Annotated in this window: 14 protein-coding genes; 7 read left to right on the top strand and 7 right to left on the bottom strand. The window is 70.9% G+C overall.

Going from position 1 to position 13,080, the window contains the following annotated elements; translation table 11 throughout:
- Nucleotides 1–13 precede the first annotated feature (13 nt).
- Entirely contained in the window at nucleotides 14–430 is a 417-nt protein-coding gene (locus AC21LY_RS06425; protein WP_489045519.1) for a hypothetical protein, read from the top strand.
- A gap of 17 nt (nucleotides 431–447) precedes the next feature.
- Here the strand turns inward: AC21LY_RS06425 and ilvA are convergent, their stop codons facing one another.
- Nucleotides 448–1,770, bottom strand: coding sequence for a threonine ammonia-lyase IlvA (gene ilvA / locus AC21LY_RS06420; RefSeq protein WP_489045518.1), 1,323 nt, complete (start codon nucleotides 1,768–1,770; stop codon nucleotides 448–450).
- 68 nt (nucleotides 1,771–1,838) lie between these two features.
- Between ilvA and AC21LY_RS06415 the strand changes: the two genes are divergently transcribed.
- The 6 genes from AC21LY_RS06415 to AC21LY_RS06390 are packed head-to-tail and all read left to right on the top strand — an operon-like array spanning nucleotide 1,839 to nucleotide 7,394.
- Nucleotides 1,839–2,939, top strand: coding sequence for a sensor histidine kinase (locus AC21LY_RS06415; RefSeq protein WP_489045517.1), 1,101 nt, complete (start codon nucleotides 1,839–1,841; stop codon nucleotides 2,937–2,939).
- Nucleotides 2,940–3,620, top strand: a complete 681-nt coding sequence (locus AC21LY_RS06410; RefSeq protein WP_489045516.1) for a response regulator transcription factor — start codon at nucleotides 2,940–2,942, stop codon at nucleotides 3,618–3,620.
- 42 nt (nucleotides 3,621–3,662) lie between these two features.
- A complete protein-coding gene (locus AC21LY_RS06405; protein WP_489045515.1) occupies nucleotides 3,663–4,631 on the top strand; it encodes an amino acid ABC transporter permease in 969 nt (322 codons plus the stop codon).
- Nucleotides 4,628–5,437 carry an amino acid ABC transporter ATP-binding protein gene (locus AC21LY_RS06400; RefSeq protein WP_489045514.1) on the top strand — a complete coding sequence of 270 codons (810 nt, stop codon included), beginning with the start codon at nucleotides 4,628–4,630 and terminating at the stop codon, nucleotides 5,435–5,437. The genes AC21LY_RS06405 and AC21LY_RS06400 overlap by 4 nt, the downstream gene beginning before the upstream one ends.
- A 31-nt stretch (nucleotides 5,438–5,468) precedes the next feature.
- Nucleotides 5,469–6,386, top strand: coding sequence for an ABC transporter substrate-binding protein (locus AC21LY_RS06395; protein WP_489045513.1), 918 nt, complete (start codon nucleotides 5,469–5,471; stop codon nucleotides 6,384–6,386).
- A gap of 3 nt (nucleotides 6,387–6,389) precedes the next feature.
- Nucleotides 6,390–7,394, top strand: coding sequence for an LLM class flavin-dependent oxidoreductase (locus AC21LY_RS06390; RefSeq protein WP_489045512.1), 1,005 nt, complete (start codon nucleotides 6,390–6,392; stop codon nucleotides 7,392–7,394).
- A gap of 16 nt (nucleotides 7,395–7,410) precedes the next feature.
- Here AC21LY_RS06390 and AC21LY_RS06385 read toward each other — a convergent pair whose 3' ends face one another.
- From AC21LY_RS06385 to AC21LY_RS06360, 6 genes are read right to left on the bottom strand one after another with little or no spacing between them, the layout of a single operon-like run.
- Entirely contained in the window at nucleotides 7,411–7,689 is a 279-nt protein-coding gene (locus tag AC21LY_RS06385) for a type II toxin-antitoxin system RelE family toxin (protein ID WP_489045511.1), read from the bottom strand.
- Nucleotides 7,664–7,870: a type II toxin-antitoxin system RelB family antitoxin gene (relB, locus tag AC21LY_RS06380; protein WP_489045510.1), complete on the bottom strand. Its 207-nt coding sequence runs from the start codon at nucleotides 7,868–7,870 to the stop codon at nucleotides 7,664–7,666. Before relB ends, AC21LY_RS06385 begins: the two co-directional genes overlap by 26 nt.
- A gap of 50 nt (nucleotides 7,871–7,920) precedes the next feature.
- Nucleotides 7,921–9,546: a class I adenylate-forming enzyme family protein gene (locus AC21LY_RS06375; RefSeq protein WP_489045509.1), complete on the bottom strand. Its 1,626-nt coding sequence runs from the start codon at nucleotides 9,544–9,546 to the stop codon at nucleotides 7,921–7,923.
- A gap of 55 nt (nucleotides 9,547–9,601) precedes the next feature.
- The gene (locus tag AC21LY_RS06370) at nucleotides 9,602–10,951 is read right to left on the bottom strand and encodes an LLM class flavin-dependent oxidoreductase (RefSeq protein WP_489045508.1); all 1,350 of its coding nucleotides are present in this window, start codon (nucleotides 10,949–10,951) and stop codon (nucleotides 9,602–9,604) included.
- Complete coding sequence (locus AC21LY_RS06365) at nucleotides 10,936–11,964, bottom strand: MsnO8 family LLM class oxidoreductase (protein WP_489045507.1); 1,029 nt, start codon at nucleotides 11,962–11,964, stop codon at nucleotides 10,936–10,938. Before AC21LY_RS06365 ends, AC21LY_RS06370 begins: the two co-directional genes overlap by 16 nt.
- A complete protein-coding gene (locus AC21LY_RS06360) occupies nucleotides 11,964–13,058 on the bottom strand; it encodes an LLM class flavin-dependent oxidoreductase (protein WP_489045506.1) in 1,095 nt (364 codons plus the stop codon). The genes AC21LY_RS06365 and AC21LY_RS06360 overlap by 1 nt, the downstream gene beginning before the upstream one ends.
- Between the last annotated feature and the right edge of the window lie 22 nt (nucleotides 13,059–13,080).

Below are 13,080 nucleotides of genomic sequence, written 5' to 3'. Positions count from 1 at the left end.
AGGATCGAAACCGATGGCACTCCGACTCTCCACCTCGGGACCGAAGTCGCACTCGAGTCTTTTCACGGCTGCCGCAGCCGTTGCCCTGTGTGCGGGCGTGGCTCTCGCTTCTGCGCCAGGCACGGCCGTTGCGGACAGCGGACCGATCAAGTTCATCGAAGGCAGAACGGGCAACGACTACTACAAGTATCCCGATTCGTGCACGGTCAAGGCGATCCAGGGTAAGGATTCCGACACGCGCTACGGAATGACCGTGTTCTGCGGGAACACCGGACAGTTCAGCAGCTATCTTTTCCAGTACACGAACAGTTACGGCGAGAACATCCGGACGACCAAGCCCGTCGGCATCGAATGGTATCAGCCGGTTCGGATTCTCCCTGGCGACGATCCCTTCATCCAGACCGACCTGGTGATCACCCCGAAGAACTGATCCGGCCCGACGGGGAGCTACGTCAGGTAGCGGTACGCCGGAGACCCCGGCTCGAGCCGCTCGCAGTGCAACCGCGAGGAGTCCATCCGCTGCAACAGCGCACCGAGGTCCCCGGCCCGCCCCAGCTCCACACCTACGAGCGCCTCACCGGTGTCCCGGTTGTTGCGCTTGACGTACTCGAACAGCGTGATGTCGTCGTCGGGGCCGAGGACGTCGTCGAGGAAGCGGCGCAGGGCGCCGGGTTCCTGCGGGAAGGCGACCAGGAAGTAGTGCTTGAGCCCCTGATGCACGAGCGATCGCTCGATCACCTCGTTGTACCGCGAGACGTCGTTGTTGCCGCCGGACAGCAGGCACACCACCGTCGCGCCGGGCTCGAACCGCAGCTGCGAGAGCGCCGCCACCGACAGCGCGCCCGCGGGCTCCGCGATCACGCCCTCGTTCTGGTACAGGTCCAGCATGGCGGTGCAGACGGCGCCTTCGTCGACCTCGATGATGCCGAGCTCGCCGGACCTCACGTCGCAGACTTCGTGCGCCGGCCAGACCGACGCGCCCTCGGACACGGCGACGTCGTACCCGATCGAACCGATCCGCTTGACGGCGGCACCGTCGACGAAGGGGTCGATGGTGGGCAGGTCGACCGGCCCCCCGGCCTCGAGAGCGCGCGCCAGTGACGGCGCCCCGGCGGGCTCGGCGCCGACGATCGTCGCGGACGCGGACTGCGAGCGCAGGTAGCGCGTGATGCCGGCGAAACAGCCGGCGCCGCCGACGGGCATCACCGTCACGTCGGGCACGACGCCGCCGAGCTGCTCGACGAGCTCCACGCCGATGGTGCCCTGCCCCGCGGTGGTCCGGGGATCGTCGAAGGCGTGCACCCAGGTCGCGCCCGTGGAAGCGACGTCGGCCTGCGCGGCGGCCGCCGCGGCGTCGTAGGTCTCGCCAGTGGCGATCAGCTCGACGTACCGGCCGCCGTGGGCACGGATGCGGTCGCGCTTCTGCTTGGGTGTGGTGGTGGGCACGTAGATGCGGCCGTGCACCTCCATCGCCCGGCACGCGAAGGCCACGCCCTGCGCGTGGTTGCCGGCCGAGGCCGCGACGACGCCCGCGGCCTTCTCGGCCTCGGTCAGCTGCGCCATCAGGTTGTACGCGCCGCGGATCTTGTAGGAGCGGACCACCTGCAGGTCCTCGCGCTTGAGGTAGACCTTCGCGCCGGTCAGCGCGGAGAGCCGCTCACAGTGCTGCAACGGGCTCACCGACACGACGCCGGCGAGCCGCGCGCGGGCGTCGATGATCGAGTGCACCGTCAGGTCGGCGGCGGCACTGGACATCGATGAAGGCGACATGCCCACCATTTTCCCACCCCGCCGGAACGCGCCTCACCCCACCCGCCGCACTCTGCCATCATTGCCAGGTGTTCGACAGTGACCGCATGCGCTTCGGGTTCGCCGCCTCAGTCATCGGAATGGCCTTCGCGGCGTTCACCCTCCGCTGGAGCGAGCACCTCCCACTCGCTCCGATCCTCGCCGCGGTGCTGTGCGTCGTGGTCGTGGCCCGGGCTGTCCCGGCGGCCCGCCTCACCGAACGCGGCTGGATCGCCGTGGAAGCGGTCGGCGCCGTTGCCGGCGCCGCGCTCTTCGTGCTGCAGCAGAACCCGGGCACGGGCGTCGTGCTCTACACCTCCGCCGTGTACTACGGGGTCCGCTTCCCGCAGCGGGTATCGATCCCCCTCGCGGCGCTGCTCGGCGGCACCGTCGCGGTGGGGCTCGGACTCCAACGCTCAGGGGATTTCTGGATCGGCCTGACGATCGCGGTCACCGTGTGGGCGGGCATCGCGCGACGGACCCGCCGCGAGCGCACGCAGGCGCTGGAGCAACTCGTCGACCAGACCCGACTCACGGCGGAGTCGGAGGCCCGCGGCAGTGCGCTCGCCGAGCGCGCCCGCATCGCGCGCGAACTGCACGACGTCCTCGCTCACACGCTCTCGGGCGCGGGCATGCAACTCGAGCTCGCCGACGCGCTGCTCGAGGCCGACCGCCCCGGGGACGCCCGCGCCGCCGTCCAGCGCGCCCGCCGCGCGATCGCCGACGGGGTCACCGAGGCCCGCAGCGCGGTCCATGCCCTGCGGGAGGACACCGTCGACCTCCCGACCGCGCTCGCCGCGCTCGCGGACGGGCCCCGGGAATCGGTGCACTCCGGGCCCGTCGAGCTGACGGATACGCAGGCGCGGGCGGTGCTGCGGGTCGCGCAGGAGGCGATCACCAACGCCCGGCGGTACGCGGTGGGCGCGCCCGTCACGGCCAGCCTCTCCGCCACGCCCGACGGTGCCGAGCTCACCGTCGTCAACGGCCCCGGTACCGCGAGCGGGATCCACGGCTCCGGCATGGGGCTGATCGGCATGCGCGAGCGAGCGTCCGAGGCGGGCGGCACGCTCCACGCCGGCCCCACCGGCGACGGCGGCTGGGCGGTCCGCCTGATCCTGCCGCCGTCCGCCTCCCCGACGAAGGAGCTGTGAGTGAAGGACATCCGCGTGGTCGTGGCCGACGACCAGGGCACCATCCGCGACGCCGTGGCCGCGATGCTCGACCTCACGCCGGGGATCAGCGTGGTCGGCGTCGCCGCCGACGGCGTCGAAGCGGTCGCGCTGGTGCGGGAACAGCGCCCCGACGTCCTGCTCACCGACCTGCGGATGCCGAACCTCGACGGTGCCGGCGCCACCGAGCGCGTCCTCGCGGACGCCCCCGAGACCGCCGTGATCCTCCTGACCACCTTCGACGACGAGGAGTCGATCCTCCGCGGCCTGCAGGCCGGCGCCCGCGGGTATCTCACCAAGAACGCGGGACGGACCGAGATCGCCGCGGCGATCACGGCGGCCGCCGCGGGACAGTCCGTGCTCGATCCGCAGGTGCAGCAGCGCCTGCTGGCGTCGGCGACAGGGGGCTCCGGAGCCGGTCGGGCACCGTCGGGCCCGCCGACGGTGCCGCCCGCGGATCTGACGCCCCGCGAGACGGAGGTGCTGCGGCTCATCGCCGACGGGCTGACCAACCGCGACATCGCCGCGCGCCTGTTCGTCAGCGAGTCGACGGTGAAGACGCACATCAACAATCTGTTCGCGAAGGCGCAGCTCCGGGACCGCGCGCACGCCGTCCGGTACGCCTTCGATTCCGGGATCGCCGCATCCGGTCAGGGCGATTGAAAACCTTCTTCTCTGCGCGCCAACGACTTACGGTCGATCATCATGGCGACAACGATTCTCTCCCCGCCGCGGGCGGTGTTCGGCTCGTCCGCGGACACCCCAGGCGACGCGGTGCGGCTGGTCCCGCGCCGGCGTCCTGGACGCTGGCTCGCCGCCGCCGCGGTGGCCGTGCTCGGCGCGATGCTGGTGCACACCGTCCTCACCAATGAACGCTTCCACTGGCCCACGGTGGCGCACTACTTCACCCAGGCCGCGATTCTCAAGGGCCTCTGGCTGACGCTGTGGCTCACCGCCGTCACCTTCGCGGCGGGCTTCGTTCTCGGGGTCGGTCTGGCGGCGATGCGCCTGTGGGGCGGTCCACTGCTCCGCGCGGTGTCCTTCGGCTTCGTCTGGATCGTGCGGTCCGTTCCGCCGTTGGTGCTGCTGCTCTTCTGGTTCCAGCTCGCCTCGCTGTATCCGAAGCTGTCGCTGGGTATTCCGTTCGGGCCTGAGTTCGTCACGGTCGACACCACCCATCTGATCAGCGGCCTGGTCGCGGCGTTCATCGCGCTCACCCTCGACGTGGCCGCCTTCGCCGCCGAGATCGTGCGGGGCGGGCTGGTCTCCGTGGATCCGGGACAGACCGAGGCGGCGCGGTCGCTGGGCCTGAGCCCGCGCCGCATCTTCCGCCGGATCGTCCTCCCGCAGGCGATGCCCGCGATCATCCCCGCGTCCGGCAATCTGCTGATCGGGCTGCTCAAGTCGACGTCGCTGGTCAGCGTCATCGCCGTGACCGACCTGCTGTACTCGGTGCAGCTCGTCTACAACCAGAACTTCACCGTGATGCCGCTGCTGCTGGTCGCCACGATCTGGTACATCGTGATCACCTCGGTCCTGGCCGTGGGCCAGTACTTCGTGGAGCGTCGCTTCCACCGTGGTCGACTGGGCGTCCGTCCCTTCCGGGAGGTCCTCGCCGACGCGGCGCGGCTGCGCCCGCGGCTCCCCGTGCGCGCGGCGGGTCACCGCGGATGAGCGCCGTCGAGGTCCGCGGGCTCCGGAAGTCCTTCGGCGGCACCGAGGTGCTGCGCGGCGTCGACCTGGACGTCGCACCGGGCGAGGTCGCCATCATCCTCGGCCCCTCCGGGTCCGGGAAGTCGACGTTGCTGCGGTGCATCAACCACCTGGAGCGGCCCGATGCGGGCTATGTCCGGGTGGACGGCGACCTGATCGGCTACCGCGAAGGCGGCAAACGGGTCGGGTTCACCGGCCGCCGGGAGCGGAGCGAGCGGGGCCAGTCCAGCACCGTCCTGCGCGAGCTGCACCCTCGGGACGTGGCGCGGCAGCGCCGCCGCATCGGGATGGTCTTCCAGCAGTTCAACCTCTTTCCGCACTTCACCGTGTTGGAGAACCTCGTCGAGGGCCCGATCGCCACCGGCGTCTCCCCCGCCGAGGCGGCCGACCGCGGACGCGAGCTCCTCGCCCGCGTCGGGCTCGCGGGCCGTGAGAGGGCGTACCCGTCGCAGCTCTCGGGCGGCCAACAGCAGCGGGTGGCGATCGCCCGCACCCTCACGATGCGACCCGACGTCGTGCTCTTCGACGAACCGACCTCCGCGCTCGACCCGGAGCTCGTCGGCGAGGTACTGGCGGTGATCCGCGACCTCGCCGAGTCGGGCATGACCCTCGTCGTCGTGACGCACGAGATCGGCTTCGCCCGCGACGTCGCCGACACCGTGATCTTCATGGACAACGGCCGCATCGTCGAGACCGGCCGGCCCGAAGCGATCTTCGCCGACGCCGAGCACCCCCGCACCCGCGAATTCCTCGCGGCCGTGCGCTGATCCCCGCTACATCCGAATCCGAGGAGACCCCATGCGCAGCCGCGCCCTACTCGCCCTGCCGCTGATCGCCGCCGCCACCGTCCTCGCGGCGTGCGGCGGTTCGTCCGATCCGGCGGCGCCGAGCTCGGCCTACCCGATCCCGACGCAGGACGTGGTGTCGTCCGTCGCCGTCGATCCCGCCGCTCAAGCCCTGCTTCCGGCCGGAACGAAGGAACTGACGCTGGGGCTGACCCGGCAGCCCGGCATCAACAACCTGCCCCACGCCGGGGAGGTGCCGGACGGCAACCCGGTGGGGCTTGACGTGGACCTGCGCAACGCCGTGGCGAAGGCGCTGGGCGTGACCTGGAAGCAGGAGATCGGGACCTTCTCCACGATCATCCCCGGCGTTCAGAACGGCCGGTACCAGGTGGGCCAGGGCAACTTCGGCGTCACCAAGCCGCGCCTGGAGGTGGTCGACTTCGCGACCTACCTGAACGACGGGCAGTCCTTCGTCGGCTCGTCGAACTCCGGCCTGACGAGCGTGAAGACGCTGGAGGACCTGTGCGGCAAGAAGATCGTCACCGGCTCGGGCACCACCTTCCAGCAGATCCTGGAGAAGGGCGTGCAGCAGTGCACGTCGAAGGGCAAGCCCGCGTACACCGTCCAGTACCTGGACGACCAGGGCGCCGTCATTCTCAGCTTGCAGAACAACAGGGTGGACGCGTACTTCGGCCCCACGCTCTCCCTGCGCTACCTGGTGGACAAGGTGCCCGGCACGAGGTTCCTCGGCGAGTACTCCACCACCGTGGTCGGTTTCGTGACTGCGAAGGGATCGCCGATCGCGCCGGCGATCTCGCAGGCGATCAACACGCTGATCGCGCGCGGCGAGTACCAGAGGCTGTTCGAGAAGTGGAAGGTCCCGTCCTCCGCGCTGCCGAAGTCCGAGGTCAATCCGGCCGCGGGGTTCTGACCGGTGACGATCGAGTCGCTCGCCTTCCTCACCCCCGGCAACTACGCCGACGAGAATCCTGCCGCCGGACTCGAGGACACCCTGCGGCTCATCGAGTTCGGTGAACGCCTGGGCTACCGCGGCGCGTGGGTACGACAACGCCATCTGGAGCACGGGATCTCCTCCGCAGCGGTCTTCCTCGGCGCGGCCTCGCAACGCACCAGTGCGATCGAGCTGGGCACCGCCGTCATCCCGATCGGCTACGAGAACCCGTTCCGGCTGGCGGAGGATCTCTCCCTCGCCGATGCGTTGTCGCACGGCCGGATCCAGGCGGGGTTCTCGACCGGGATGCCGCACGCGGATCTGCTCGCGGACGTGGTCTTCGACCAGCGCCCGACCGAATCCGGGTACGCGCGGGTGGCGCGCACCGTCGAGCACCTACGGGGCGCGTACCTGGGCGACGAGGGCACCCGGATCGAGTCTCCCGGCAACGTGCAGCGGCCCCGCCTGCAGCCGCACGCGCCGGGTCTCGCCGACCGATCGTGGTACGGCGGAACGTCTCTCGGGTCGTCGCGGTGGACCGGCGAGTCCGGCCTGCACCTGCTCACCGGCAACATCGTCTCGGCCGCGGGTATCGACTCCGATGATTTCGGCACCGTGCAGGCCGCTCTGATCGATGCCTTCCGGCGCGCGGGCGGCGAGGGCAGGCGGGTCGCCGTCGGGCGGGTGATCGTGCCCACCGACAGCGCCGACCGCGCCACCGCGGCGCGCTACCGGGAGTACGCGCGGTCGCGCCACGACCGCACCCTCGCAGCGCACGGCGAGAAGCGCACGCTGTTCGCAGAGGACCTCGTGGGACCGATCGCGGAGATCGCCGAACGGCTCGCCGCAGACCCGGCGTTCACCCCGGAGACGGGACCGGTCACCGAGTTCCGGCTCGAGCTGCCCTACGAGTTCGACGTCCGCGACTACGAGCAGATCCTCACCGACGCCCTCGCCCTGCTCCCCGCGACCGCCTCCGCCGCCTGACGGGGTGAGGAGCACATCATCCGTAGACCCCACTGCGATGGCCGACATCGACTACCAGGATCGTGAGCACACCGTCGCGGATGTCACACAGGACTCGATAGTCACCCACGCGGTACCGCCAGATCCCGGGCCGATCGCCCGTGAGCCCCTTTCCCCGCGTCCGCGGATCATCGAGCGCACCGATGGCATCCATGTAGTCGAGAATCCGTCGCGCTGTCGCTCGGTCTAGTCTCCTGAGCTGCTTGACGGCCCCGCGGTCGTACGCGACGTCATAGGCCAAGTTCACGCCTGGCATCGGCGGCCGACAGTGCTTCGTCGCCGCGTTCGAGTGCCGCCACCGCGGTGAGGTAGTCGGCTCGGTCTTCCAAATACCGGGTCAGCGCCTCTTTGACGTAGAAGCTCTTGGACCGGCCGGTATCCCGAGCGAGCTGGTCGAGCTGCTGTTCCAGGAGCGGTTCAAGTCGAACGGTGAGCATGGCGACCTCCTACCACACAATTGTATTGCGTGTAATACAGCAGGTCAAGGCTAGGTCCGGGTCTCACGGAGGGTGCGGACGAGATTCTTCTGGATCTTGCCGGTCGCGGTCTTGGGAAGGGCTTCGACGAAGACGATCTCCTTGGGTGCTTTGAAACCCGCGAGGTTCGCGCGGGCGTACTCGAGGAGGGCGTCACCGTCGGCCTCGCTCGACGGTGACGTGACCACGAAGGCCGTCACGGCCTCACCCCAGCGCTCGTGCGGGGTGCCGACCACGGCGACCTCGGCCACGGTGTCGTGGCCCAGGAGGACGCGTTCGACCTCCACCGAGGAGACGTTCTCGCCGCCCGACTTGATGATGTCCTTGGCGCGGTCGGTGAAGTAGACCACGCCCTCGTCGTCGAGATAACCGATGTCGCCGCCGTGGAACCAGCCGTGCGCGAAGGCCTCCGTGTTGGCGGCGGCGTTGTTCCAGTAGCCCTCCATGAGTTGCGGCGAGCGGTAGACGATCTCGCCGACCTCGCCGGGCGGGAGGAGGGCACCGTCGGGGCCCATGATCGCGACGTCGGTGGAGACGGTGGCGGGACCCCACGAATCGTCCTTGACACCCTGGTGCCCGGCCCACTGGAGCTCCGAAGCCGGCGTCGTCTCGGTCTGGCCGGAGCCGAGAATGATCGCGGCGGAGGCGAACCGGGCGCGCAGCGCCGCGAGGAGTTCGGCCGGCATCGGCGCCATGGCGTACATCCCCGCGACGAGGAACGAGGTGTTCTCGTCGTTGAGTTCGGGCCGGGCGAGCAGGGCGGCCCACATCATCGGCAGCAGGGTGATGTGGGTGACCCGGTGGTCGACGAAGGCCCGCGCCAGCTTCTCGGGGTCGAATCCCCGCAGCAGCACCGCGGTACCGCCGGTGATGAGAGTCGGCATCATCAGCGCGTCGAGCGCGGTGACGTGGAAGAGCGGCAGTGCGATCGGCTGCACCACGGGCACGGTGTCCGGGCGCAGGCCGAGGCCCAGCGCGGAGGACAGCGCCGAGATGTGCACCGCCACATGACTGGTGACCACGCCCTTCGGGCGCGCGGTGGTACCGGAGGTGTACAGGCAGTGCAGCACGTCGCGGTCCTCGACGATCGTCTCGACCACCGAATCGTCGGGATCCAGGACCGCCGGGAACGCGGTCGACGGTACGCCTCCGACCTCGGCCGGTACCTCGCCCGCACCGTTGGAGACGACGTACACGGCCTCCACCGCGTGTTCCGCGGCGCCCAGGGCGGCGGTCAGCGCGGGGACGAAGACGTCCTCGGTGATGACGGCGCGGACACCGCTGTCACCGAGCTGATAAGCGACATCCCCCGGCGCGAGCATCAGATTGAGTGGCATCGCGACCACGCCGAGCTTCGCGCACGCGAACAGGGAGACCGCGAACTCCCAGCGGTTCTGCATCTGCAGCGCGATCGCGTCGCCCCGCCCGAAACCGCGCGCCTGCAGCCCGCGCGCGAGCGCATTGGAGCGGCTCTCCAGTTCGCGGTAGCTGACGGTGTGCTCCCCGTCGACGATGGCGATCCGATCGCCGAAGGATCGGGCGCCGCGGGTCGGAAGGTCTCCGACGCAGACGCGATGAGTGAGGTTCACCGCGAGGGGATCGATACCGGACATATCGGGGCGCATCGCTCGGCTCATGGCGGCACCGTAGCCCGTCCGCGGCGAACGCGCGCGGGGAACGGGTGAAGATGCGCTAACCGACGCGCCGGGCGGCCCCGTCCTGCTGCGGAACCGGAAGCCCGAGATGATCCCGGAGGGTGGTGCCCGCGTACTCGCCGCGGAACGCTCCTCGCTCCTGGAGCAACGGCACGACCCCGTCGAAGAAGTCGTCGAGACCGGTCGGCGTGAGGTGGGGAACGAGGATGAAGCCGTCGGCGGCATCGGCCTGGACGAAGGTGTCGATCTCGTCGGCCACCTGTTGCGCCGTGCCGACGAACTGCGGCCGGGTGTTGAGCTCGATCACGAGCTCACGGATCGACAGCCCGCCGGCCTCCGCGCGAGCGCGATAGGCCGCCACGATCTCCCGCGGGTCCGCGTGCAGCACGCGCCCCCGCACCGCCGGGGCGTCGTAGACCGGCTCCACGTCGGGCAGTGGACCATCAGGATCGAAGGATTGCAACTCCCGGCCCCACACCTGCTCGAGGAAGTTGAGCGCGGTCTGCGGCCCGACCTGGCTGCTGCGGATGTCGCGGGCCTTCTCCTGCGCCTCCTCCGCGGTGTCACCGATGACCGCGGCCGCCCCGGGGAAGACCTTGAGCAGGCCGGGATCGCGGCCGCGGTCGGCGGCTCGCCGTTTGACGTCGGCGTAGAACGCACGGCCGCTCTCCAGGGAGCCGTGGCGGGTGAAGATCGCATCCGCCTGCGCCGCCGCGAAGTCCCGCCCCTCGCCGGAGTCGCCCGCCTGCAACAGAACCGGGTGCCCCTGCGGCGAGGGCGGCAGCGGCCCGCCGCCTCGCACATCGAACTGCGTTCCGTGATGGACGATCTCGCCGCCCCAGCCGTCCCAGACCTTCCGGGCGACGGTGACGAACTCGTCCGCCCGCCGGTACCGGTCCGCGTGCGCGAGGAAGCCGCCACGCCGGAAGTTCTCGCCGGTGAAGGCGTCCGAGCTGGTGACCATGTTCCAGGCGGCGCGTCCGGCACTGAGGTGATCGAGCGTGGCGAACTGCCGGGCCACGTCGAAGGGCTCGTTGAAGGTGGTGTTGATCGTGCCGGCGAGACCGATCCGGTCGGTCACCGCGGCGAGCGCCGCGAGCACCGTGAAGGTGTCCGGCCGGCCGACGACGTCGAGATCGTGGATGCGGCCGAGGTGTTCGCGTAGCCGCAGTCCCTCGGCGAGGAAGAAGAAGTCGAACTTCGCGCGCTCGGCGGCGCGGGCGAGGTACACGAAGGAGTCGAACTCGACCTGGCTGCGCGCCGCCGGGTCGGACCACACCGTGTTGTGATTGACCCCGGGGAAGTGTGCGGCGAGATGGATCGGCTTGCGGTGCGTCCCTTCCCGTACCGGGACGCCGTCGGGTCGGGTGGTCACAGAAGCCCCCATTCCTTCGCCAGGAGTTCATGGCTGCGCAGGCGAGCCGCGTGGTCGTGCGTGATCGAGGTGATGACGAGTTCGTCGGCCCCGGTGCGCTCGGCGAGCGCACGCAGGCCGTCGGCGACGCGACCGGAGTCCCCGACGAACTGCGTGTCGGTGCGGTCGGCCACCGCCGCGCGCTGGTCGTCGGTCAGGCCGGCGCTGTCCCTCGGGTAGGCGATCGCGCCGGTGCCGGTGCGGATCGAGTGCACCCAGGCGGGGAAGCCCGCCGCCAGATCCCGTGCCCGGGAATCGGTCTCAGCGACCACGACGTCGGCGCTCACCACGACGTGCGGCGCTGCGAGCCGCTCGGACGGGCGGAAGGCGTCCCGGTACGCCCGAGCCGCCTCGACGGTGGTCGCGGGGCTCACGTGGTAGTTGGCCACGAAGGGCAGCCCGCGAGCGCCGGCGAGCTGCGCACTCTCCCCCGCACTGCTGCCGAAGATCCACACCGGCACGTCGCGAGCCGCCTCGGCGACGGGCGAGCGCAGCGGATGTCCGCCGGCGGTGTAGGTGCCGCCGACCAGGGCGAGCACGTCGTCGACCTGCTGCGTGTAGCTCGGGGGCTCGGCTCCCGGGTGGTAGAGCTGCTCGTATCCGGCGACGATCGCAGGATTCGGCGCCGGCGCGCCGGCCGGCGGCGTGCGCAGGCGCTGTCCGGTGCGGCCGAGCCCCAGGTCGACGCGGCCCGGATGCAGCGCCGCGAGCACCCCGAAGGCGTCCGCGACGGCCGGTGCGGTGGTGAAGCCGATCAGTACCGCCGCCGAGCCGACGCGGATCCTGCTGGTGCGGGCCAGGATCTCACCGATGAGGACGGCGGGAGCGGCGCTCGCGACATGCGCGAAGTGGTGCTCGGCCACCCAGTACCGGCCGTACCCCCAGTCCTCGGCGCGGCGCGCCAGGTCCAGCGTGTTCCGCAGGGCGTCCGCCGGGGTCGACCCGGCTGGGATGGGCGCGAGATCGAGGACGTTCAGCCCGGTCATCAGGCGCCCCGCACGGCGGCGAAGCGGTTGGCCGCGGGCCCGAGCGCCAGGATCTCGCGCAGGGATCCCGACCGCGGCGCACCTGGGAGCAGCGGGACGAACGCCGAACGGAGCCGCGGTAAGTCGACGGCGTTGACGCCGGGGCGCAGCCGGGCACCGTCGAAGCCGAGGGACCGCCACCCGGCGACGGTCCGGGCGAGGCCCTCCCCCGTCCCGGCGAAGACCCGGGTGTCGTCGGCGGCGGGTTCGCGGCGGTCCAGCTTCTCGATCCGGCGCAGCGCAGTCCGCTCGGAGTCCGCCAGGTGCACCGTCACATCGACGATCAGCACCGGGACGCCCGCGGCCCGGAGCCGGCGCGCGGTCGCGGCCAGCTGCTCGTCGGAAGCCGCGGGAACGATCGCGACATCGGCGTCCGCGGCGACGGACTCCGATGCGGCGTCGGTGACCCGGACCACGACCGGTGGCCGGCCCTGCGGCGGGCGCGGGGTGATCGACGGGCCCTTCACCGAGAAGTTCTCGCCCTGGAAGTCGATGTAGTGCAGCCGGTCCCGGTCGATGTACCGCCCGCTCGCGACGTCCTTGACGACCGCGTCGTCCTCCCAGCTGTCCCAGAGGTCGCGCAGCACCTCGATGTACTCGCGGGCCTCCAGCGCCTGCGCGGACGCGTCCTGGGCCCCCTTGCGCCCGAAGAGCGCGGCGTCGGCGGCGGCGCCGGTGGTGGCCGGGAGAACGCCGGCCCGCCCACCGCTCACGTAGTCGAGCGTCGCGATCGCCTTCGAGGCGTGGAAGGGCTCGGTGTGGGTGGCGGTCACGGTGGGGACCAGGCCGATCCGCGGGACCGACGGTGCCACCCGGGCCGCGAGCAGCGTCGCGTCGAAGCGGCCGGAGAGGCGGTCCCGGGCGGTCAGCGAGAAGGAGTCCGCGAACGTGACGAAGTCGGCGGCGGCCGCCTCCGCGGAGCGGGCCAGCCCAACCCAGTGCTCCGCGGAGGTGGCCTCCAGTGGGTCCGCGCCGACCTCCGCGAACGCTGCGGGATGCCAGCCGAAGGGCTCCAGGGCGATCCCGAGGACAGGGCGAGAGGTAGGCGCGGTCACGGATTCGACAGTAGGCCGCGCG

The sequence above is a fragment of the Tsukamurella sp. II2bb genome, assembly GCF_057815145.1.
This window is presented reverse-complemented; position numbering and strand designations above follow the sequence as displayed.

Bases quoted from the DNA above. Each gene is read 5' to 3' on its own strand.
- AC21LY_RS06425 (WP_489045519.1), top strand. From the start codon at position 14: ATGGCACTCCGACTCTCCACCTCGGGACCGAAGTCGCACTCGAGTCTT.
- ilvA (WP_489045518.1), bottom strand. From the start codon at position 1,770: ATGTCGCCTTCATCGATGTCCAGTGCCGCCGCCGACCTGACGGTGCAC.
- AC21LY_RS06405 (WP_489045515.1), top strand. From the start codon at position 3,663: ATGGCGACAACGATTCTCTCCCCGCCGCGGGCGGTGTTCGGCTCGTCC.
- AC21LY_RS06400 (WP_489045514.1), top strand. From the start codon at position 4,628: ATGAGCGCCGTCGAGGTCCGCGGGCTCCGGAAGTCCTTCGGCGGCACC.
- AC21LY_RS06395 (WP_489045513.1), top strand. From the start codon at position 5,469: ATGCGCAGCCGCGCCCTACTCGCCCTGCCGCTGATCGCCGCCGCCACC.
- AC21LY_RS06385 (WP_489045511.1), bottom strand. From the start codon at position 7,689: ATGCCAGGCGTGAACTTGGCCTATGACGTCGCGTACGACCGCGGGGCC.
- relB (WP_489045510.1), bottom strand. From the start codon at position 7,870: ATGCTCACCGTTCGACTTGAACCGCTCCTGGAACAGCAGCTCGACCAG.
- AC21LY_RS06375 (WP_489045509.1), bottom strand. From the start codon at position 9,546: ATGAGCCGAGCGATGCGCCCCGATATGTCCGGTATCGATCCCCTCGCG.
- AC21LY_RS06370 (WP_489045508.1), bottom strand. From the start codon at position 10,951: ATGGGGGCTTCTGTGACCACCCGACCCGACGGCGTCCCGGTACGGGAA.
- AC21LY_RS06365 (WP_489045507.1), bottom strand. From the start codon at position 11,964: ATGACCGGGCTGAACGTCCTCGATCTCGCGCCCATCCCAGCCGGGTCG.